The sequence below is a fragment of the Dyadobacter diqingensis genome (assembly GCF_024220585.1).
In the GTDB taxonomy this organism is placed as follows: Bacteria; Bacteroidota; Bacteroidia; order Cytophagales; family Spirosomataceae; genus Dyadobacter; species Dyadobacter diqingensis.
On record NZ_JAMXKF010000008.1, the window covers coordinates 215,123 to 238,451 of the forward strand.

13 protein-coding genes are annotated in these 23,329 nt (G+C 44.4%); 5 read left to right on the forward strand and 8 right to left on the reverse strand.

What is annotated here, in order from left to right; genetic code table 11:
* Window positions 1-405 precede the first annotated feature (405 nt).
* Window positions 406-5,856 (reverse strand): alpha-2-macroglobulin family protein, encoded by a 5,451-nt coding sequence (locus tag M1L62_RS20870; RefSeq protein ID WP_254561566.1) that lies wholly within the window; start codon window positions 5,854-5,856, stop codon window positions 406-408.
* 206 nt (window positions 5,857-6,062) lie between these two features.
* Window positions 6,063-7,286 (reverse strand): 4-hydroxy-3-methylbut-2-enyl diphosphate reductase, encoded by a 1,224-nt coding sequence (locus tag M1L62_RS20875; RefSeq protein ID WP_254561567.1) that lies wholly within the window; start codon window positions 7,284-7,286, stop codon window positions 6,063-6,065.
* Between the two features lie 284 nt (window positions 7,287-7,570).
* Here M1L62_RS20875 and M1L62_RS20880 point away from each other — a divergent pair, with 284 nt between their 5' ends.
* The 3 genes from M1L62_RS20880 to M1L62_RS20890 all read left to right on the forward strand — a co-directional run bounded on the left by M1L62_RS20880 (window position 7,571) and on the right by M1L62_RS20890 (window position 9,865).
* On the forward strand, window positions 7,571-8,137 hold the full coding sequence (locus tag M1L62_RS20880; protein WP_254561568.1) for an RNA polymerase sigma factor: 567 nt from the start codon (window positions 7,571-7,573) through the stop codon (window positions 8,135-8,137).
* Window positions 8,138-8,250: 113 nt separating this feature from the next.
* Window positions 8,251-8,841 (forward strand): hypothetical protein, encoded by a 591-nt coding sequence (locus tag M1L62_RS20885; RefSeq protein WP_254561569.1) that lies wholly within the window; start codon window positions 8,251-8,253, stop codon window positions 8,839-8,841.
* Window positions 8,813-9,865, forward strand: coding sequence for a hypothetical protein (locus tag M1L62_RS20890; RefSeq protein WP_254561570.1), 1,053 nt, complete (start codon window positions 8,813-8,815; stop codon window positions 9,863-9,865). Before M1L62_RS20885 ends, M1L62_RS20890 begins: the two co-directional genes overlap by 29 nt.
* A 1-nt stretch (window position 9,866) precedes the next feature.
* On the opposite strand, the gene bshC is transcribed toward M1L62_RS20890, so the two are convergent.
* The 6 genes from bshC to M1L62_RS20920 form a co-directional block, all read right to left on the reverse strand.
* Window positions 9,867-11,426 carry a bacillithiol biosynthesis cysteine-adding enzyme BshC gene (gene bshC, locus M1L62_RS20895; protein ID WP_254561571.1) on the reverse strand — a complete coding sequence of 520 codons (1,560 nt, stop codon included), beginning with the start codon at window positions 11,424-11,426 and terminating at the stop codon, window positions 9,867-9,869.
* A gap of 324 nt (window positions 11,427-11,750) precedes the next feature.
* On the reverse strand, window positions 11,751-13,568 hold the full coding sequence (locus M1L62_RS20900) for an acyl-CoA dehydrogenase FadE (protein WP_254561572.1): 1,818 nt from the start codon (window positions 13,566-13,568) through the stop codon (window positions 11,751-11,753).
* A gap of 202 nt (window positions 13,569-13,770) precedes the next feature.
* Window positions 13,771-14,889, reverse strand: coding sequence for a glycosyltransferase (locus M1L62_RS20905; RefSeq protein WP_254561573.1), 1,119 nt, complete (start codon window positions 14,887-14,889; stop codon window positions 13,771-13,773).
* Window positions 14,886-15,890 (reverse strand): glycosyltransferase family 2 protein, encoded by a 1,005-nt coding sequence (locus M1L62_RS20910; RefSeq protein ID WP_254561574.1) that lies wholly within the window; start codon window positions 15,888-15,890, stop codon window positions 14,886-14,888. The genes M1L62_RS20905 and M1L62_RS20910 overlap by 4 nt, the downstream gene beginning before the upstream one ends.
* Window positions 15,891-16,074: 184 nt before the next feature.
* Complete coding sequence (locus M1L62_RS20915) at window positions 16,075-17,253, reverse strand: acetyl-CoA C-acyltransferase (RefSeq protein ID WP_254561575.1); 1,179 nt, start codon at window positions 17,251-17,253, stop codon at window positions 16,075-16,077.
* A gap of 182 nt (window positions 17,254-17,435) precedes the next feature.
* Window positions 17,436-17,666, reverse strand: coding sequence for a PspC domain-containing protein (locus M1L62_RS20920; RefSeq protein ID WP_254561576.1), 231 nt, complete (start codon window positions 17,664-17,666; stop codon window positions 17,436-17,438).
* Between the two features lie 242 nt (window positions 17,667-17,908).
* Here M1L62_RS20920 and M1L62_RS20925 point away from each other — a divergent pair, with 242 nt between their 5' ends.
* Together M1L62_RS20925 and secA are read left to right on the forward strand one after the other, a co-directional pair.
* Entirely contained in the window at window positions 17,909-19,816 is a 1,908-nt protein-coding gene (locus tag M1L62_RS20925; RefSeq protein WP_254561577.1) for a mucoidy inhibitor MuiA family protein, read from the forward strand.
* Between the two features lie 166 nt (window positions 19,817-19,982).
* Window positions 19,983-23,327 (forward strand): preprotein translocase subunit SecA, encoded by a 3,345-nt coding sequence (secA, locus tag M1L62_RS20930; RefSeq protein ID WP_254561578.1) that lies wholly within the window; start codon window positions 19,983-19,985, stop codon window positions 23,325-23,327.
* Window positions 23,328-23,329 lie beyond the last annotated feature (2 nt).

The window sequence follows — 23,329 nt, forward strand, 5'->3', positions numbered from 1 at the left end:
AAAATCAGGCGGCTCCTACGGAGCCAAATAATCCATGATTCCCCGGTCTTTCTATAAACAGGATGCTCTTAAAAGAGCGGTTTGGAAATGAATTGGGAGTATTTGTACTCAAAATCGTAAACGTGGTTGCTGGTGGAATCCGGGAACAAGCTGTTTTATATGAGCAATTTAATTCCGAAGGAATACCCTGTTTATAGAAATAACCACGAAAATGCCAGGATTTGACTCCGTAGGAGTCTCCTGTGGGTTTTTCTAAATAAGAGTTATTCAAGAGATAAAGACAATATATAATTTCGCCATAGTAATTCAAATGGACTGTTTCGATTCGGAGCAGTCCTTTTTTGTGCCTGTTGTTTTACCATACCCGTCCGGCGGTTTTTTTACCGTCGGACGGGTAAACAAAAACTATTCAACCTTCAATTTTCCTCCTCCCGAATAACTCCGGTATTCTCCCTGATACATTGCATCGGCTGCGGCTGGTCCGGCGGTAAAAGTCCCTTTGGAAACGATACGCACCTGATAATAAAATGACTTCTCCGCTTTATCGGCGGTCGTGAAGAAATGAATACGGTCGTCACGGATATCATAATAGGTCGGGATTGCGGCATTTACAATCCAGGGCATATCCCGGGGTTCCGTGATACGCGGGTTCTCGATTTCAAAACCTGCCGGCAAAAGATCTGTTACCACAACATTTTCGACAGGAAATCCATTGGCGCTGGAAAGTGTTAACCTCACCACCACCAGATCATTCTGGTGTAACGTTGTAATCGCCTTTCCATCCCGCGTTAAATATTCCCGGCGAATACGCAGCCCCTGATCTTCCTCCACATAGGCACCCGTAGCCGACATTCCTTCCGACTGCGCGAACCAATACAGATCACCTTTTCCTTGCGTGCTGACGGCTAATTTCTGATTGGCAATGCCTTTGGCAATTTTCAATTCCTTGCCATCAAAACCGGCGATTTTTTTACCATTGATGGTTACAGCTCCCGTGACCGTCGAGGCAGATGTTCTCCTGGCCACCTTTCCCAAAGCCAGCACTGCAAAACTTGCTTCCTGCGTATTGATGTAGGACGCAGACTGGATCGCTTTCGACAACTGGCGGGCCAGCGGAGCAATCTGTAAATTGTCATTATCCGTTTCCAGAAGCGTGTTTAATACCAATCCAAGGTTCCGCAAAGGTGATGAATAGCTATCGTCAAATACGCCATTGCTGTTTTGGGAAGTATAACTTTTTGGTAAAAGCGCACTAAAACTTCTCGTATCACCCACCAGCTGAAAAGCGCCCGCCAACAGATAACGTGCATCCTGTGTGAGCAACTGAGGATTTTGTTTGTAATAATTCATAGCAGACCGGTTGGGCGAACCCGTTAACGCCAAAACGTACAAGGAGTAAATTGCCTCCCGCCGCGCCACGGTGGTCCGAATTTGCGTCACGGCTTCTTTCGGTAAACTGTTATTGGCACTCGCCACGGCAATTTCCCGGGTTGCGGTGGTTCCGGTTTTGGCGGTCAGGTATTCGATGGCTTTGCTTAATGTTTTAGGGTTTATTTCAAATCCTGCCCTGCGCGCCTCTTCGAGGAAATGTACTGCATAAGCCGTCGTCCACCAGTCTTCGGTGGTTGCACCCGGCCACATTACGGCCCCGCCGCTGAACAATTGTTGCGATTCAACTTTACGGATCGCCTGCTGTACATTCGTTACCGGATTAAAATCGCTTTCACCGGTTTTGACCAGATAAACAGGCGTGGCCATGGCTTTGGCGAGGTCTGCAAAGTAGAGCTGAGGAAATGCTTTTGAAATGGTTTGTTCGAGGCAGCCATAAGGATAACCCAACAAAGTCGAGAGTGCTTTTCCTCCCCCCCCAACAAGCGGCGACCGGCTTAAGACAACCTGGCTGCTACTGGTAGCCGGAATAAAACTGTTTGTCAGGTTTATCAGCCCTTGCTGTCCGCCGGCAATCAGGCCTGAACTGCTCGTTTTGAGCAGCGGAGAAGCCGGACGAACTGTGATTTCTGTTTGCTGAGTAAAAGTTTCTCCAAAGGCATTCACTTTCACAACAACTTTTCCTGCTCCGATAGCGAGTAAAGCCTTGACTGAAAATATAGCCCGTGTCTCCTTACCTGCCGGAATGACGATCTTTTGAACGGATGGCGCGGTACCTGCATTTAACGGACCGCTAACCGCCAGTGAGACCGTAGCGTTCGCTGCTTTGCTTTCGGTATTACTGATGTTTACGGGTAAAACCAGCTCATCGCCCGGACTCAAAAAGCGTGGTAAACCGGCGCTGATCACCACGGGATCAGCCACTTTCATATTTTTGGTAGCAGAACCGAAAGCATTATCCTTGTAAGCGACCGCCATAACCCGTAAGTCGCCGCTGAATTGTGGAATGTTGATATCAAAAGTGGCCTCTCCGCTTCCATTTGCTGTTAACTGGCCACTCCAGAAAGACACGAGCTCCGTCCTGCCGTTGCTTAACGGGTTAATGCGTTTTTCCAGATCATAACCATCACCTCCAAAACTGGAAGCGCCCGAAATGGTTAACTCCGGGAAAAGTAAGGCATATAAATTATGGCTGGTTACTTCCAAAGCGCGTTTTTGATAAAAATATCCGTGAATATCCGGCGTCCTGAAATTCTTGATCTGCAAAATTCCTTCATCTACGACGGCTACGGTTATCTGCGAATTGGGTTGTGTTTTAATACGTATCTGTTGTTTTGTTTTTGATCTGGATTTATCAACGGTCGTGATCGCGACCGGCAGATTTCGTTTTGTATCTTCCACTAAAACCGGAATAAATCCGTTCGCGACGGTCAGCGGTAGGTCTGAATTATCCAGCGGGCGAATGAGTGTGGCCGTTACAAAAACGTTTGGCAAATGTTCTTCTTTGAGATTTAGCTTTAACTCCGCAGCTTTCTTTTCAGTAGTTAAAACGTGATGTTCAAGAATGCTGTTACGCTCGACAGTAACCAGTAGCCGGCCGTCAAACGGAGTTTTAAAAAGCACTTTGGCAGACTCCCCGATATTATATTTAGCCTTGTCGGTTTCCATCAAAACCCGTCCCTCATTGCTTACTTCGAATGAAGAATACTGGGTATAACCTGAGCCATAGGCATAAAAATTTGCAACGCTGTAATGTGCCGCCTCTGGTTGCCTGATTCTGATTTCATATTCTCCGGAAACCGTAGGCACGTATCGAAACGTATTTTTACCATTGTTCAGGTTAAGAATATTGGAATAAACTACTTTTTCACTTTTTCGGGAAGTGTAGGTCAGCTGTTCGTTCTTTTTTTCAACAACAGTCTGGTATTCAAGCCTGATTACCTCAATCTTGGCTTTGGCTCCGTTCTGTAAAATACCTTTGCTGCTTACCCCAATCACTTCAACAGGAATAGGTGCGTTAACGCCTACGTAGGAATCAGGTAAATGAATACCGTAAAATGTATTTTGAGTAAAAACATCAAATCGCCGCAAACGATTAACGGGACGGCCATTTTCATCAAAAACGGTTACGTAAATTTTCCCTTCCAGCACTCCAATGTCTTTCAGCCCCGGTGCTAACGCAAACCGTTCGGTTGCCTGTCCCTGGTCGTTGGTGACGCCTTGTCTCGTTTCTTTTTCAAAAGTCGTTTCCGAGGGAATATCAAAAGTGAATTCCGGAAAACCAGGTGCGAAAAACAGCTTTCGTTTCAGCTGCGATTCCATCTCATAGGTCCGGTTGCTTGCCGGTGGCCCAAACAGGTTAAGGGCCGTCGCGGTAAGCGTAATAGTACTACCCGAAGCGTATTCTTTTTGCGCACCGCTCAGATCAACCTTGATACGATCAGGCATGAATTCTTCAACATTGACCGATTGTGAGGCCAGCAAAACATCATTTGCATTATAAACTTCCAGCACATAAGTCCCGGTGAGCGCCGCCACATCCATCGCTACTTCTGTCTCAACAGCGCCGTGTTTATTGGTACTTTTCCGCCAGGTACGGTATTCACGGCCATTTGGGGTGACAAGTCTCAGTTTTAAAGGGACTTCGCTGGCAGTCTGCCAATTTTGATTTCGTAAAACAGTATTAAAATGAAGAGTTTCGCCCGGACGGTACATATCCCGCTGACCATAAATAAATGCCTGCAAACCGGAAGTATTATCCCGCTGCCCTTCCACTTCAAAGCGCGAAGTTTCTACCCTTGTGTCATCGAGAAGCAGATAATTAAAGTCCTCCTTGTTGCCGGCCGTGATCATCGCCAGGCGAAATCCTGGTGCTTTTTCGCTCAGTTTATCAACATGGGCAATGCCATCGCCGTCGGTTGTGGCTGTGTAAACCGACTGGTTGTTGGTGCTGACCAGGGTGATTTCAAGATCGGACAGCGGTTGATTCGTTTTGATTGAATTGGCGAAAATCCAAATTTCATCCTTTCCCTGCTTCGCAATCAGCCCGATATCAGAAATAGAGACCAGCTTGGTGGCACCCAGATAGGCCTCCTCTTTCGAATTAACCGAAACCAGATAAATACCACGGCGGCTGTTATCGTCCGGAAGCGCGATGTTCAGTGCTGAAACTCCTTTTGCTTTGGGGAGATTTTCTGTGTCAATGACCTTATTAACAATGATATCGCTAAAATTACTTTCCTCGTCTCCGCTGTAATTAAATGAACCGGTCGATTTCCATTCTTCACCCACATAACCATATTCTTCCCAGCGGTTTGCACGCACATAACTCAGGATGTTATTGGCATAAAGTTTGGCAATTTTCACCTGTACTTTCGGCACGTTAACGATCTGTACACCCATGTTTCTGGAACCTTTGGGTGTCATATAAAGTGCTTTTTTATTGGCAAACGAGATACGCGCCGGCATTTTTCCAAAAAACAGGTCTCGTGACGTCTCATCTTCCAGCGTTTGTCCCAGTACTCCTTTTAATGTCTTGTTAATCAGTAATGCGTAGGTATCCGTTTCATTAAAATCGCCCCTCAGGATAAAGCCGTTTTCAATCACTTCACTGGTCAGTGTTGCTGCCGGGTTTATGGAGAACCCTGTTTCAACACTTTCCTTAACGATTTCCTGGGTAGTGATCACCCGCACGTAAGCCGCGTTATTTTCAAATCCGGTCTTGATATCGGCTACTTCCAGATGCAGCGGTGAAGGCAGGTTTGTCGATCTTTCCAAAACATCCTGGGTCACGTAAGCGGTATTCTGCGCTTTCAGCCCTTTTTCCAGTTTTATGTTTAAAGGCAACGGATTATTGTCAGCCGCTCCGGTATTGGTTAACGCAAGGGTTATATTTTTTCCCTCGGGCGAAGGCAGGATGCGGAAAGGAACGTCCTTGTCGTTCAGAGCCAGTTTGAGTCGCTCTGCAACATTCTGCGTGGTGACGGCATAGTTAAAAATGAGTTTGACACGCGCTTCCTGTTTTCCGGTTTCTTTTGAAAGGGTCCACCAGCTTTCTGTCTCGATCAGTTGCAGATAAGGCGTATGGAAATCGATTGTTTCTGACGAAACATCATACTTTTTATCCGTTTTTGATTGTGTTAATAACTGATCCGTGAGTTTTGCCTTGTATGCCGTAGCCGAGCCGAAGCCAGCCACGGGCGAAAAAACGAGTTCATTGGGGGCCGACCATTTGAATTTTCCGCGAACGGCAGGTTCAAACCTGATGTATTGCGTCGAATCCCAGGTGTCCAGCTGGTTTTCTGAAACGAGATCTTTGTTAAAAGTAAAGACCAGATTCTGGGACTGTCCGATCTCGTCTTTGAAGTTCGTTCCGGCAATTCTGACTTCATTTAACGAAGAACAACTGTTGAAAAAATAGGCGGCAAAGAGAATGGAAAATAAGACAGCGGCGGAGCGTTTTCTCATGAGGATTTTTAAACGAAATTTTTCAGACTAACAGGACGATGTTTCCGGCAATAACGTTTTTTTATCCTAAATCAGGATATAAAAAACGGATGATTTTTTATAACAAAAAACCATCCGTCTAATTTAAGTGTAATTGTAGCAAATCTTATTTTTCCGGGCTCACAAATGTGTTAACGGTAGGCATAAGTTTTCAACAGCATGTGATATCAAAAGGCTTCCATAATTTCTTCGATCGGTTTTGCACCTTCGAAAAATGACAATAACCGCATCAGAATTCCCTCCACGACGGCGTCGGGACAGGACGCTCCGCAGGTTAACATAATACGGACAGGCGATTTTTCAGGAAGATAATTTTCTGTCACGGTTTCCTCCTTGGTATGCAGGTTAAAATGCCTGATCAGCTGCTTATCGAGAATTTTATTGACCGATTCAATAAAATAAGTAGGAAGTTTCGCTTCGCAAAGCTCCACCAGATGCGAAGTGTTGGAGCTGTTATAACCGCCTGCAACGATCACAAGGTCAGCCTGGTGTGTCAGCAGCGCATACGTCGCATCCTGGTTGTCGTTGGTTGCATAACAAAGCGTATCGCGCGTATTGGCAAAACGGCTTTCGACTTCTTCCGGGCGTAGACTGTAATGTTTGGTCATTACATTTTTAAGATAATCTGCAATGCCTTGTGTATCAGATGCCAGCATGGTCGTCTGGTTCACTACGCCGATCCGCTGCAAATCTTTTTCCGGATCGAATCCGTCTGAATACTGACCCTGGAAATCTTCAAAAAATTGCTGTGCCGGTAACTCACCGGTGATATAAGATGCCAGCCGGATGGTTTGTTTCATATCTTCAACCACAACGGTCGGAGCATTTTCCTTACTGTGTGAAAAAGTCGCACGGGTTTCTTCATGGAAAGGTTTTCCGTGAACGATAATCGAGTAATCTTTCTCCCCGATCTGCGCGGCACGGTTCCATACCTTCTCTACAAACGGGCAGGTGGTGTCGTAGATGTAGGAATTAATGCCAAGCTCGGCCAACTTCTGCTGGTTTTCGATGGTCGTACCAAAAGCCGGGACGATCACGATATCTTCCGGCGTCAGCTGATCCCATGGAATCAGTTGTTTGCCTTTGGTATCCATGATGAATTTTACGCCGCGATCGGTCAGATCCCGGTTAACGTCCGGGTTATGGATCATTTCGCTCAAAAGGAAAATCCGTTTATCAGGATTTTCGGAAATGGCTTTGTATGCAATGTCAATGGCGTTTTCCACCCCATAACAGAAGCCGAAATGACGTGCAATAAGAAACTGCACAGGCCCGAAATCAAGCACCGTTGGCGTATAGTCACGTTTCAGTTTATCGTTTTTACGGCGAAACTCCTTAATGGGTGTGATGACACGGCTCCGGTAAAAATCGGGTATATTAAACGTTTTCATGTACTGACTCAGTAGATCGTAAATAACAAAATAGGCCATTTTTGAGCAATAGTCAAAACCTGGATTATTCTTTTGGGTAACAAATGCGGGATTCGCTTTGTTCAAAAAGCTTTCGGCTTTCGGCAGTCGGCTTTCAGATGGTTAACAAAATGGGAATTTTTACCAGGGAAGTTGACTGCTGATGGCCGATTGCCGAAAGCCATCAAAATATTTTGTAAATTGATGCAACATCCGCATTCCCTTTTACCTCTTTAATACAGAACGTTCAAATCTAAACCTTCTGCTTGAAAACGAAATTGTACACCGACCAGCATGTGGATCTGGTAGAGCGTTGTAAACTCGGAGAGCGCAAAGCGCAGTATGAGTTATACAAATGCTACTCGAAGGCTATGTTCAATATTTGCATGCGGATCATAAATCATAACGGTGAAGCAGAGGATGTCTTGCAGGAGGCGTTCGTAGATGCTTTTACGAACCTCCACCAGTTTCGTCAGCAGTCGACTTTTGGTGCCTGGTTCAAACAGATCGTTGTCAATAAATCTATCAATCACCTTAGGAGCAGAAAGGTGAAGTGGGTGGAAATAGATGAATTTCAGGATGGGCCAGGTGACAGCGAGGATATTGAAGATAGTTTTTCCTGGCACGAAAATGATACAACGCTGGAAGTAGAACGGATAAGAAATGCAGTTTTACGATTGCCTGACGGTTATCGTGTGGTAGTGAGTTTGTATTTATTCGAGGGTTATGATCACGAAGAGATAGGAGAGGTTTTGGGTATCAGTGAAACGACATCGAGAACGCAGTACATGCGGGGAAAAAGAAAATTGACAGAAATGCTCGGAAGAGCCTAATAAGGACTGGCTTAAGCAACGAAAAGAACAAAAAGAGAGTAAACATAGATAACACGTAAACTAAAAATTATCATCATTTGAGTTAAAACTTTACACTTATATGTTAATGATCAATGAAAAAGTTTTCTGATAAAAAAGATCGTCTGGAGAGGTTTGTGAGAGATAATAGGGATGGGTTCGACGTTTTCTTGCCTCAGGATTCTTTGTGGGACCGGATCGAAAATAGTATTCCTTCTGTACCCGCTGAACCGCAAAAAAAAGTCAAACGTCTGAGTAACCCTTATTTCGACTGGCGAATTGCAGCCGGCGTGATCCTCGCACTGGGAACGGGTTACCTCTTTTACCTCAATAACGAATATGGCGTTACCAGGGATCCTGGTGTTGCGCTAAAAGTGCCGGCCTATGCCCGGGAATTCAATCAATATAATGTTATGATTGATGAAAAACGGAGCGAGATCATCAAACTGGCCAGTAATAACCCGGAACTCTACAAAGATTTCTCTGCCGACCTCCAAAGTCTGGAATCCAGTTATCAGAACCTTAAGTCTGATCTGGGTAATGCGCCAAACCAGGAGGCCCTTGTCCGTGCTATGATAGAAAATCTGCAATATCAGGTGGACCTGCTGAACCGACAGTTAAATATTTTACAACGTATCAATAAGGCATCCCAAAGCCATGAGAAATATAATTCGCCTACTATTTAGTTTTCTGATTTTATGGCCGGTTTTCGCCTTTTCAAATGACCCCGGAGCAGGTGCGCTCATTGAAAAACGGCGGCACATTGTGAAAGTATACGAAGTGTCCGATCGCGATCAGCTGGTGGTGGATAATCAGTTTGGAGAAGTAAAGGTCAATTTGTGGGGAAAAAACGAAATTAAGGTTGAGGTCATTATCACGGCATCGGCACCTAATGAATCTCAGGTCGTTGAATATCTTAATGCGGTTAAAATTGGTGAAAGCAAGGGCAGAAATATCATAAGCCTGAGAACCATGATTGACAAAAATAGTTTTGCGAGAAGCGGCTGGAATGCATTGAGAAGAAAACCTGGTGAAAAGAACTACATCCAGATCGATTACACGGTTTTTATGCCAAAAGAGAATGAACTCGTTGTTAAAAATCAGTTTGGCGATACCAATATTCCGAATTTTGAGGCTCCTTTGACTATTGATTCAAAAAATGGAAATTTTAATGCGAATGTCTTGTCGAATGCTCAGAACGTTATTAACTCGCAATTCGGGCATGTCAAGATCGGGAAAATGGAAGGCGGGAATATGGAGTTTAAGTTCTCAAACCTGAAACTTGACCAGGTTAAAACCCTGATCCTGAATATTAAAAATGGAGAGCTTTCTATCGGCGACGTCAACGATCTTACCACCAATATCAACTATTCCGAGGCTAAGATCGGGAAGCTGCGAGGGACCGGAAAAATTACTTTAAACTACTCCGATAATTTCAGGATGGAAGAACTCCCCTCTTCAGACGAAGCGCTGAATATTCGGGCTGAATTTTCTTCAGTAACGCTGCCCGCGGAGTCAAACAGCTTTAATGTTATCGTTACCAACGGTAATTTTAGCTGCCCTCCCAATGTGAATTTCTCAAAACACCCATCCAAGGAAGATAAATCGTCCACCAGCCAGTCCAAACAGTATCAGGGAAAAATGGGTACTGGCTCAGGCGCAAAAATCACTGTTTACTCCAACTTTGGCGATGTGAAGCTGAAAAACTGAATTATTCGGGCTGCTCTTCAATCAACACATTGTAGCGGAAATCCAGCGGGTCAAAAGAGGTCATGAGTTTTGCGATAAACGTAGGGTCGCTCAGGTAAAAATTCAGGAAGTTATCATAACGTTCCTGCGAAGATTTGCCCGGGAACAATTTATATTTCAGCGCGAGAAGCTGCTCGATTTCACTTTCGTGATTCCGCTCTTCCGCTTTTCTCAATCGTTTTTCCAGATGCTCGAACGAATGCCGTATCCGCGTTTCTTCGGCCTTTACAGCGCCTTCCATGGATTTGTCAATCGCGGTGGCTTTGGCCAGAATTGTTTCGAAAAGAGCGTAAAACGACTCCTTCTCGTCATTCAGATTTAAAACATTATTGGAATGACTTTCGACAAAATGTTTCCGTAGTGTGACTTCATCGAGAAACAGATCATCATAATTTACTCCCAGTTTTTCTATCCTTTTGCGTTGCTGATCCGTAATATACATAGCGAAATTCCGGGGAATCAGCATTGGGAATGTTACATTGTAGTGATCAAAAACACCTTTTAACTGCATCCAGTATGGAACCTCGGAGGGGCCGCCAATGTAGGCAAGATTGGGCAAAATGATCTCTTCATACAACGGACGTAAAACAACGTTCGGGCTGAAATATTCAGGATGTTCGTCGACAAGCACTATAATTTCGTCTTCCGTAAAAGAAAGGTCAGTATTAAGTACTTTAAAAAGATGATCTTCCTTGATGATACGTTCGCGAAGATTGTCCTGAAGGTAGAATAAATTTATCTCGCGTGCACTGAGTGGCGTATGATAACCGAGCGAGGCAAGTTTTGAAGTCGTATTGGTTACAATTTCTGCGGATGACGAAGTTGTAAGTTCTTCTTTGATGACCGGAATAAACTGGCGTTTAAGGTCTGCATCATCGGCATCCAGACAAATCAGTCCTTCTTTACCGAACAATTCGTGCATATAACATCGAACCGCGTTAGAAAGCGTGTCATTTTCAAGATAAGCTTTTGCAAAAAGCAAAGGCCTGTCGGGTAGATTTCTTAATATTCCCTCTAACTCTTTTGGATTAAGCCTGCCCACCGCACCTTTATGTTCGCCCTCCCATTTATGGGTTTTTCCAAGCAAATGGAAAGAAGCGATTTCTTCAAAATCGTGATCTTCCGAAGCCATCCAGTATACCGGTACAAAGTTATGGTCCGGATAAGTCTCTTTTAACTTTTTAGCGAGTTTAATGATCGTGACGATCTTATAAATCACATAAAGTGGTCCCGTGAAAATATTGAGCTGGTGCCCGGACGTAACCGTAAACGTTTTCTCATCCAAAAGAATGGAAAAGTCCGGCATGTTCGGCTGGCCTTTGTACTGTTCTTTTAAAACTTTAACCAGTGTCTGACGCTTTTCAATGCTAAAGTCTGCCCGTTGTTTAATGACATCGGCTGCATTTTCAACCGCTGGAAAAGTACCGTAAAACTCTTTAAGAGCAGGTTTTTGATCCAGATAATCGAGAAGCAGCGTAGGGAATTGCCCCGTTTTACGCAAATCGAGGGAATGAACAGTCATGAAAGGTGGTTTTTCAGTCTCAATTAAGGAATGCAAAGGAATCAGTGTTTAGGGTGACGTGCATTTAACAAAATAAACCCGGCAATCGGGCTGAAAGTTCATGAAAAAACCTGAGTTAAACTACTTCATTAACACTTGTTAAGCAACCGGCTTTTGCCGGCGTAAAAAATTGATACAAAAAGGCCGAAACTGAACCAGCTCCGGCCTTTTAAATTAATCGTATTGGTTTTTAGTTGTGCAGGTTTGAAACCTGATTTTTCTTTAAGGTCATTTATCAGTTAGGTTAATAATACGCAGCTTGATAAGTCCGGTATGCCCGATTTTTTAGAAAATATAATCATTTTTTGCAATCAGTGCATCCGCGATCCGACGCCGTGCGTCTTTCAGGTTGGCAGGTTCAATTTTGGTAAATCTTTTCAGCCCCATCAGCATCACACGCAGTTCGTCGCTCTCAGCAAAACTGGTTATTGCAGCTTTTCCGGCATTGTTAACGCGCTCCACAGCTTCGTGTAAATAAACCTGCGCAATATCTTTATGAAGGGCATTTGCATCCGCTCCGAGCAGATCGATCCGCTTTTCAACGCGCAGCAACACAGACTCAGCCACATAGGTTTCGATAACCATATCGGCCAGGTTCATGATAATTTCCTGTTCTTCGGAAAGTTTTGTCATGAACTTTTGAACCGCAGATCCTGCAACCATCAATACCGCCTTTTTCAGGTTTCTGATCACTTTTTTCTCGGCAGCGAATAAGGTTTCATCTTCATCAAATCCGAAATCAGGGATCGACATGATTTCCTTTCCAACGGCCATAGCCGGTCCCATCAGATCCAGCTGACCTTTCATGGCGCGTTTCAAAAGCATATCCACAACCAGAAGTCTGTTGATTTCATTGGTTCCTTCAAAGATCCTGTTGATCCGGCTGTCACGGTACGCACGGTCCATCGGCGCATCAGCCGAATAACCCATGCCGCCATAGACCTGAACGCCCTCATCTACAACATAATCCAGTACTTCCGAACCATGTACTTTCATGATGGCACATTCGATAGCCAGTTCTTCCAGTGCTTTCAGTTTGGAATCAGCATCACTCAGGCCTTTTTCCTGTAAAGCCGCGATCAGGTCATCAATGTTTTGTCCAACCCTGTACGCCGCAGATTCGGTCGTAAACATGCGGATCGCCATTTCGGCCAGTTTGTGTTTGATGGCGCCAAAATTTGAAATAGACGTACCAAATTGTTTACGTTCGTTGGCATAATTGATCACCTGACGTGCTACCTGCTTGGAGCCTCCAAGAGCCGCAGCAGCCAGTTTTATACGGCCGATATTCAGAATATTCACGGCGATTTTAAATCCGTTTTCACGGTCGGAAAGCATGTTCTCTACCGGTACGGCGCAATCATTGAAGAAGATCTGGCGTGTGTCAGAGCCCTTGATACCCATTTTATGTTCCGGCTCATTCATGGTTATGCCGCCGAAAGTTTTTTCAATGATAAAGGCAGTCAGGTTTTTGTCCGTCTCCCCGTTTGGCTCGGTTACTTTCGCGAAAACAATAAACAGATCAGCAAAACCACCATTGGTTATCCACATTTTCTGGCCATTGATGATGTAATGTTTGCCGTCTTCACTAAGTTTCGCCTTGGTTTTACCGGAGTTTGCGTCCGATCCCGAATCCGGTTCGGTTAAGCAATAGGCAGCTTTCCATTCGCCGGATGCCAGTTGCGGTAAATATTTTGATTTTTGTTCTTCGTTTCCGTAATAGACAATAGGCAACGTTCCAATACCGGTGTGTGCGGAAAGTGCAACGGAAAATGAATTTCCGGCACCGGTTGTTTCGGCAACCAGCATGGAAGTATTGAAGTTCATCCCAAACCCGCCGTACTCTTCCGGAACGACAGTACCCATCAAACCCAGTTCACCAGCCTTGTCCATCAGCGACGACATCAGCGCAGGACTTTTGGCCTGGTCAATTTCGTCAAGACGCGGCCAAACTTCTGTACGCAGAAAATCACGACAGGTATCAGCAATCATTTGCTGCTCTTCGTTAAACTCCTCCGGAATAAAAATCTGCGATGCCGGGGTTTCTTTAATTAAAAATTCACCTCCCTTAATCGACGTTTTTTTATCTTCTGCAACAGCCATGATGATTGATTTTTGGATTTGACTAAAAGTTTGGAATAATAGTATGCTTGCATACTATATTTTGTGTAGCAAATATATTCTCTTTCCTAATATTATGCAAGCATACCAATAGGAAAAAATTGTGGAAATATTGGATTGGCTAAATGGGCGGGGAACTATTCTTTTGCGGCTAAGGAGCAAATGGTTAATGATCGGGGAACAATCAAAATTGCTCGATAATATTCTGCCACTTTGCTACGCCATTTTCGACGCTGAACTCCTGTGCTTTTTGGCGGGCAAGTTCTTTGTTGAAAGTTGGTAATTTCTTGTTCCAGGCTATCATGCTCTCTACGAAAAGGGCAATATCCAAATTCGGGACCACGGTGCCGAGCTCCGGTGTGATGAATTCTGAGGGACCGCCGCTTGCGAAGGAAACGATTGGCTTACCCAGCCAGGCAGCTTCCACGAGCACCATGCCAAAAGGTTCTTGTCTGGACGTGAGCATAAATCCGTCAGCTGCATCCATGTAAGAATAATAATCCTCCTTTTTTGCTCCGATCAGATGGACTTTTACATTCGTTAATTTAGCACAACGTCTTTTTGTCCAGTAAACAAGGCCGTCGTCGCTGGAATGCCCTACCCAAACCAGATGAATTTTTGAGCCTTCCGGTATTTGCAGGGCAATTTCCGGCAGTAAATCAAATCCTTTTCGCTCGGACGTTGTACCCGACATGATCCACACAAAATCGTCAGGACCGGCGCCCCATTCCTGCCGGATCTGTTTTACTTTTTCCGGATCCGGATGTATTTCATTCAGGTCGACAAAAGGATAAAGTCGTTTTACATGCGTACTGCCAGACTCTTCCAGGCATTTGCAAACAATATCGGAACAGCCAATATGCAGGTTTGATCCTGTTAAAACCGTTTCGAAATCCTTGCTGCTGATCTGGGAATACATGGCCGACAGCTCATGGATATGTGAAATGACCGGAATCTGTAATTCTGAGGCAATTTTAACAACATCGGCAAGCATGACCGTATTGATGTACCAAAGGTCGGCTTTGAATGTATTTGAAATCTTTTTTATAGCCCTGTGTGTAGGGTGGAAACCCAGGTGAAAAGCAATTTTGTCTGTGAGTGAGAACTTGCCAGGCGCCATAAAAACAGGAATGTCGGCAGGTAGGTCTGTCAGCAATTCCCCGTGTGCAAAACAGACCAGTCCGGCTTCAAATTTACTCCTGTCCAGATATTTCAGGATGTAATAAATAAGCATTTCTGATCCTGTGCGCGTGGCATAGGGTGTGAAAAATAAAATTTTACGACGGGTAACACTCACGTTCATGATTGGCTAATTAGATCTATATTTTCGGAAGGCTTTATTTTAAACAGATGTTTTTTGCCCAATAAGGTTGGCCAAAAATAGTTTAACAATACGCCTGTCTTCCGGGTAAAAATTTCCTGGGTCTTTAACTCGCTGAAAGGGTTTCCATCTTTTTTGATGTTGAAGATCATCTTCCAGACGAATATCACGGGGATCATGGTTATATAGTGCAGGATCATCAAAAGATAGGCTCCGACGCCATACTGTTTCCGGACCCATAACATATTGGATACCTGCATCTGCGCGCTGAACCGGTTGATCCACGAAATGCTTGTACGCCGGAATGGGTTGTCATTTTCAAGATGTATGAAGGTGCAGTCTTTGAAATAACACAATTTGCCCTGTTTTCCCAGCCGTCCTGACCATTCCACGTCCTCGCCATACATAAAAAAGTCCTCATCAAATCCTCCGGATTTTGCGACGGTTTCCTTCCTTACAAATACAAATGCGCCAACCAGCCAGTCATACTGATCCGGGTCACTGTATTTTGGTTCAGGGTATAATTTATTTAAAACCCTGTCGATAACACCGCTCGGCGGTAAAATGAAAAAGGTTTTGCGGAATTCGTTAAAGCTTTTGTAAAAAGGCATCGGTGTGCCATTGGCATAATACTGCAAGGCACCAGCCGCTGCGATATCCGAATGCTTATCCATTCTTTCCATACAACGCCCGATAACATTGTCGGTAACAAGTGTGTCGGCGTTCAATATCAGAAAATAACGCCCCGAAGCTGCCTTCATCCCTTCGTTGTTGGCTCTTCCAAACCCCGAATTGTAGGACATGTCTATCCATTTTATTTCAGGGTAAACTTCGCGGACCAAATTTCCGCCTCCATTTTCAGGATCATTATCTACAATTATAATCTCAAACTTAACACCGGATGTAAATTCATAAATGGATTTTAAGCAATTGATAATGAGCTGCGGTGTTCGGTAATTAATTATAATAATGGATACATCCATGAATTAGCGGCGTATAGTTAATGAGCAAAAATAAAGAATCTCCACGGAAGACAAGCAAATCTTCTATGGAGACAATTGAAAATTACGATATTATTATCGAATGGTCATGAAAAAATCTCCACAGAAGATATACTCAATCTTCCATGGAGATTTGTAAAATATTTATAATCAATAAATTGTATTTTTAATTCAAGCGCTCGAAAATGCCGGCAACGCCTTGTCCGCCACCGACGCAGGCCGTTACCATGCCATACTTCTGATTTCTTCGTTCCATCTCATTGAAAAGCTGAACAGAAAGTCGGGCTCCGGTAGAACCCAGCGCGTGACCTAAGGCAATAGCCCCTCCGTTCGGATTGACAATCTCAGGATTGATACCCAGTTCCTGGATTACCGCCAGGGCCTGCGCAGCAAATGCTTCATTTAATTCAATTTGTTCGATATCGGCCAGATTCAGTCCTGCCTGTTTCAACGCTTTGGGAATTGCAGCCACCGGCCCTATGCCCATAATACGCGGATCAACCCCGGCTGTGGCGTAAGATACCAAGCGTGCTATTGGTTTTAAGCCCAGCTCATTCACCAGCTTTTCAGACATTACCAGAACAAAAGCGGCACCGTCTGATGTCTGGGAAGAGTTTCCGGCCGTTACCGAACCACCGGCAGCAAATACCGGGCGTAGTTTATTCAGGGCTTCAAGCGTTGTATCAGCGCGTGGGCCTTCGTCTTTATCCACAACCGTTTCTTTGATTTTTTTCTTTCCGGTAACCGGGTCGAAATAAGTTTCCTGCACTTTTATAGGCACAATGCCACTGTCAAACCAGCCTTCTTTCTGAGCACGTAATGCTTTTTGATGCGACTGGAATGAAAATTCATCCTGTCGTTCACGGCTGATGTTAAAATCTTTGGAAACCTGCTCGGCAGTAAGTCCCATACTCAGATAATAATCCGGATGGTTCTGCGCAATTTCATAATTCAATGCTGTTTTCCAGCCCATCGTTGGCACCAGTGACATAGATTCTGTACCCCCGGCAATGATGCATTCGGCCATTCCCGCGTTGATTTTAGCGGAAGCCATGGCAATCGCTTCCACGCCTGAGCCACAATAACGATTGATTGTAATACCTGAAACACTTTGCGGAAGCGACAATAAAGCAACATAACGCCCCATCTGCATGCCCTGTTCAGCTTCGGGAACGGCATTTCCAACAATGACATCATCCACACGGACAGGATCCAGCTGCGGTATTTTTTTCAGAATATGTTTGATCACGTCGGCGCCAAGATTATCCGGGCGGGTGAAACGAAAACCGCCACGAGATGCTTTTCCTACCGCAGTACGATAACCGGCAACAATGTATGCATTCATAGAATTATATGGTTTTTAAGTCAATGACTGAGTTTGGAATGTACTTTCAGGTGATCAGGATCAGGTCATAGAAATTAGTATGCCTGCATACTATCGTAAAATTAATAATTATAAGTAAAACAAAAAACCGCCGGAATAGTTTTATCCCGGCGGTCTGGAAATTCAGTTTGCTGATGAAGGTGTTAATGCATGGCTGAGCTTTCTATTTGGTTAGCGGTTTTGACTCCCTTAGGCATCGCAATCCACATAACGATGTAAAAAATGAAGACGGGAAAGTGTACCGGGACGAAAAATCCCATCACTAAAAGTACCCGGATAATCACTACATCAATTTGTAAATAATTGGCTAAACCGGCAGCTACACCACCTATTACTTTATTATTTACGTCGCGGAATAATCTATTGTTGTTCATGGCTATGTTCGTTTTCTTTGTTATTGTTGATTCAAAGGTACTAGGTGATACATAGTAGTTGCTATAAATCTATATGAATGGTTTAAGGCAGTGAAAAGTGGTTCTTTTTGATGAGGAACATACGAGCAGGAATAATGTTTTGTCGGGCTTTTTGATAATTCCTGAAAAAATGTTGAAATCGGGAGAAAATATGTAACCATTTCTCCTGTTATATATTTCAAAATCCTCAATCGGTTAGCGCTATGAAAATATCCCAAATCAAAACAGGTGCCCTGACGCTGTTTGCCGCTTTGTTGGCGACAACCGCATTCTCGCAGAAAACGCATGATATTGACAGCAAAATAAAACAGGTAACGCTTTACCGCAACGGCGCCGAAGTTACACGGGGCATGTCGATATCCCTGGAAGAGGGACTTCACGAACTGGTTTTTAAAAATTTGTCCAGCTCGATTGACAAGGAAAGTGTCAGACTGAGCGGTGTTGGGGATTTGACAGTCTTGTCCATTTTGCCAAGAAGCAACTATAATAAGGAAGGCGAGCGGCAAAAAGTGATCAAAGTTCTGGAAGATCAGCGTGATCTTATCCAGGATAAGCTGACTTATGAGCGCGGGATGCAAAATGTGTATAAGCAGGACGAAGAAATGCTGATCAAAAACCAGCAGATCGGCGGGGCCAACGTGACGCTTAAAACGCTGGACTTAAAAGAAGCGATTGACTTTCAAAGAAAAAGGCTGACAGAGATTTTGGCAGAGAAATTAAAAACGGCCAACAACATCAAAAAACTGGAAGAAGATTTAAAACGTGTGGGTGAGCAGTTGACACCCTTGCAAACGGAAGCTCAAAAAGGCACGACCGAAGTGGCGATACAGATTTCTGTTAAAAAGCTCACGCAAACAGATCTGGACCTGACCTATTATGTTGCCGACGCGGGCTGGTATCCTGTGTATGATGCAAAGGCTACGAATCTTTCTGCGCCGTTGGTGCTTCATTATAAAGCCAGTGTTTTTCAATATTCCGGTGAAGACTGGAAAAAGGTGAAACTTACTTTATCCACAGCGAATCCCCGGGACAGGTCGCTGATCCCGCCGCTTAAAACCTGGTATTGGGGGTTTCCTAATGATTATAGTATGTATCAGACAAAGTCAGGTGATAATCTTCCGGTCATTGGCGGGATTTCTGAGGTGAGCGGCTTTGTTAAGGATGAAGAAAACAACGCATTGGCGGGCGTTTCAGTGACGATTAACGGAACCAATATTGGTGTTGCTACCGATGCAAATGGTTTTTATCAGGTTTCAATACCTCCCAATCTGGCAGGCCATCAACGAATTCTGGATTATAAATTTATTGGATATCAACCCGCAACAAGAGGAATTTTTTCAAACAGAATGGATATCGCTTTACGTCCCGATGCGGCTGCGTTGCAGGAAGTTGCTGTGGCGGGATACGGAGGACAGGCCCCGCGTCAAAAAATGGTTGCTGTAAAAGGTAATAATTCGAGCCCCCAATCAATCAGATTAGAAAGCGGCGAACGCGAAGCCGCTACCAGTGTGACCTATGAAATTCCGGTTGCTTACACCCTGCTGTCGGACGGCAAAACGTATGCGGTTGATATTAAAACGGAAAATGTAACAGATAGTTATTATGAATACATCAGCATACCGAAAGTCAAGCCGGATGTATATCTGAACGCTTACCTGCCGACATGGAATAACCTCAGTTTGCTGAGCGGTGACGTAAATTTGTTTCTGGAAGACAGTTATGTCGGGAAAACCAGACTTGACGTGGAATCTGCGGCAGATACTTTAAGTTTTTCTTTCGGTCCGGACCGCTCGGTTATTGTACAAAGAGAGCAGCTTAAAACGTTTACTAAGAAACAGCTTTTTGGAAATAATGTTACCGAAAACCGTGCTTTCAAAATCACCGTTCGAAATACGAAAAAGGTCCCGGTGAGGATCGTCGTGAAGGATCAGTTCCCGCTGTCGAAGAATAAAGAAGTAGAAGTTTCAGATAAGTCTGCACCGGAAGCGAAGGTTGATGACACAACCGGAGAAGTGATTTGGTCGCTGGTTTTACCAGCCGGCCAGAGTAAGGAACTGAACCTCAAATACACGGTCAAATATCCGCGGACAGGTTATGTAACCAGGGAATAAAGATTAAAATACGCTTAGGATTATTGTATTTGTTGGTAATTACTATCCGCAATAAATTACATTTGTAATTGAAAAATGATCTGAATAGCTGACAATCTGGCATTTTGACGCATTCAGGCGTGATATTTTTTAGGTAAATTGAACGATTCACAATACATATACCATCATGTTTAAAATATTTTCGAAGCTATTCGGCACAAAATCCGAGCGCGATTTGAAGGAATTGACTCCTTACGTCGCTTTGGTCAACGCGGAATACGCGAAACTGGTTTCTTTGTCTAATGATGAACTTAGAGCGCAGTCAGAAGGTCTGAAAGCACATATAGCCGCAGGATTGAAATCTATTGATGATCAGATTGCAACGCTGCGTGAGCAAGCTAACGACGAGCCGAATGTCGACAGCAAAGAGGCGATCTTTAAAAAAATCGATACGCTTGAGCTTGACCGGAATAAAGAACTTGAAGTAATATTATTGGATATTCTTCCAAAAGCTTTTGCGATTGTGAAGGATACCGCGCGTCGTTTCAAAGAAAACGAAAGTCTGGAAGTTAGCGCTTCTTATTTTGACCGTGAAATAGCAACAAAGAAGAAAAATGTTACTATTAACGGCGATAAAGCTGTTTGGAACAGTACCTGGGAAGTAATTGGCCAGCCTATCAAATGGAATATGCAGCACTATGATGTGCAGCTTATCGGTGGATTGGTACTTCACCAGGGGAAAATTTCCGAGATGGCAACAGGGGAAGGAAAAACGCTTGTGGCAACTTTGCCTGCGTTTCTTAACGCCCTGGCAGGTTTAGGCGTTCACATCGTTACGGTGAACGATTATCTTGCAAAACGTGATGCGGAATGGAATGCTCCTCTTTTTGAATTCCACGGCATGAGCGTTGATTGTATCGACCGTCACCAGCCCAATACACAGGCTCGCCGCGACGCTTACAAGGCTAACCTTACTTACGGAACAAATAACGAATTCGGTTTTGACTACCTGCGTGACAATATGTCACGGACGCCGGACGAACTGGTACAACGCAAACACCATTTCGCGATGGTCGATGAGGTTGACTCCGTTTTAATCGATGATGCGCGTACACCATTGATCATCAGCGGTCCGGTACCACGTGGTGACGAGCAGGAATATCTTGAGCTAAAACCACGTGTTTCTAGAATCGTTGAAGCACAGAAAAAACTGGCGATGGATCTTCTTAACGAAGCCAAGAAGAAAATCGCAGCCGGTGATAAAAAAGAAGGTTCTCTGGCACTTTTCCGTGCACACCGCGGGATGCCTAAGTATAAGCCTTTGATCAAATATCTGAGTGAATCGGGTATCAAGCAGCTGATGCAGGAATCAGAGTCGATTTATCTGGCAGAAAACCAGAAACTGATGCCTCAGGCTGATGCGCCGCTTTATTTCACGATTGACGAAAGACATAACAGTATTGAATTAACCGAAAAGGGTATTGACTTCCTGACCGGTGAATCGGAACAGACAAACTTCTTTATCCTTCCGGATATCGCCGTTGATCTGGATGTTATCGAAAAAGATCAGTCGCTGAGCGAGCAGGAACGTGTGATGCAGAAGGAAGCGTTGATCCGTGATTATTCTGTAAAAACGGCGCGTATCCACACCGTTAACCAGCTTTTGAAAGCGTATACACTTTTTGAAAAAGATGTGGAATACGTGCTTATGGACGGAAAAGTTAAGATCGTTGATGAGCAGACTGGTCGTATCATGGATGGCCGTCGTTATTCGGATGGTCTTCACCAGGCGATTGAAGCAAAAGAAAATGTGCGCGTTGAAGATGCTACACAGACTTATGCGACGGTAACCCTTCAGAACTATTTCCGTATGTACCATAAGCTTGCCGGTATGACGGGTACAGCTGAAACGGAAGCAGGTGAATTCTGGGAAATCTACAAACTGGACGTAGTTTCGATTCCTACCAACGTACCAGCGGTGCGTAAGGATCAGGAAGACAAAGTGTACCGTTCGGTTCGTGAAAAATATAATGCGGTTACAGATGAAATCGTGGAGCTGGTGGAAGCAGGCCGCCCGGTACTAGTTGGTACCACTTCGGTGGAGAACTCGGAAATCATCAGCCGTATGCTTACGCTGCGTAAAATACCACATCAGGTTTTGAACGCGAAACAACACCAGAAGGAAGCAGAAGTTGTTGCAGAAGCTGGTAAGCCAGGTACGGTAACCATTGCAACCAACATGGCTGGTCGTGGTACGGATATTAAGCTTACCCCGGAAGCGAAAGCAGCAGGCGGTTTGGCAATTGTTGGTACAGAACGTCATGAAAGCCGTCGTGTTGACAGACAGCTTCGTGGTCGTGCCGGTCGTCAGGGGGACACGGGTTCTTCCCAGTTCTTTGTTTCATTGGAAGATAACCTGATGCGTCTTTTCGGTTCAGACCGTATGGCGAAGGTTATGGATAAAATGGGCTTGGAAGAGGGCGAAGTGATCCAGAGCAGCATGATTACGAAATCAATCGAACGCGCTCAGAAAAAAGTAGAGGAAAATAACTTTGGCATGCGTAAGCGTCTTCTGGAATATGATGACGTGATGAACTATCAGCGTGATGCCATTTATACACGTCGCCGCAACGCATTGTTCGGAGATCGTCTGGCTGTTGATATCGCCAATACGCTTTATGACGTTTGCGAAGAAGTGGTTGGCAACGCAGGAACATATTCAGAACTTGACCTTGCAACAATCACAACTTTGGGAATTGAGCTTCCTTTCAGTGAAAACGATTATGTTTCGCTGAAACCGCAGGAACGTTCTCAGCGTTTGTACGAAGCAGCTGAAAAACATTATCAGGATAAAAATCAGGCAATTTCTGAAAAGGCATTACCTATTTTGCAGTCTATCCATTCAGAACGTGGCGCTACGATCACTGAGATCATGATTCCGTTCAGCGATGGTATCCGCCAGACCGGTATTGTGGTGAACCTTAAAAAGGCATTGGCAAACAATGGTCATGAGATTACCCATGAGATGGAAAAAGCGATTGTTCTTTCGCTGATCGATCAGGAATGGAAAGAGCACCTTCGCGAGATGGACGATCTTAAACAATCCGTTCAGAATGCAGTATTTGAACAAAAAGATCCTTTGTTGATCTATAAATTCGAATCGGTTGAGTTGTTCAAACGATTCCTGAGCAAAGTGAATTTCGACATGATATCCTTCCTGATGAAGGCGGATATCCCTCAGGAAGAAGCGGCTCCGGCACCGGTTGTACAGCAGACGGTAAGACGTCCAACGCCTGCACCTGAGCTTCATACCAACCGTGAGGAGGATTTTAATGCAGATCTTGACGGAGCAGGTGATTATGCGGGTCACATGGAATCATCGACCAAAGCGCAGCCTGTAAAAGTGGATAAAATTGCAGACCGTAACCAGAAGGTATCGGTACAGTATCGCGACGGACGTGTTTTACGCGATGTGAAATACAAAAAAGTTGAACACGAAGTGAAAAACGGCGACTGTGTCGTTATCGAATAATA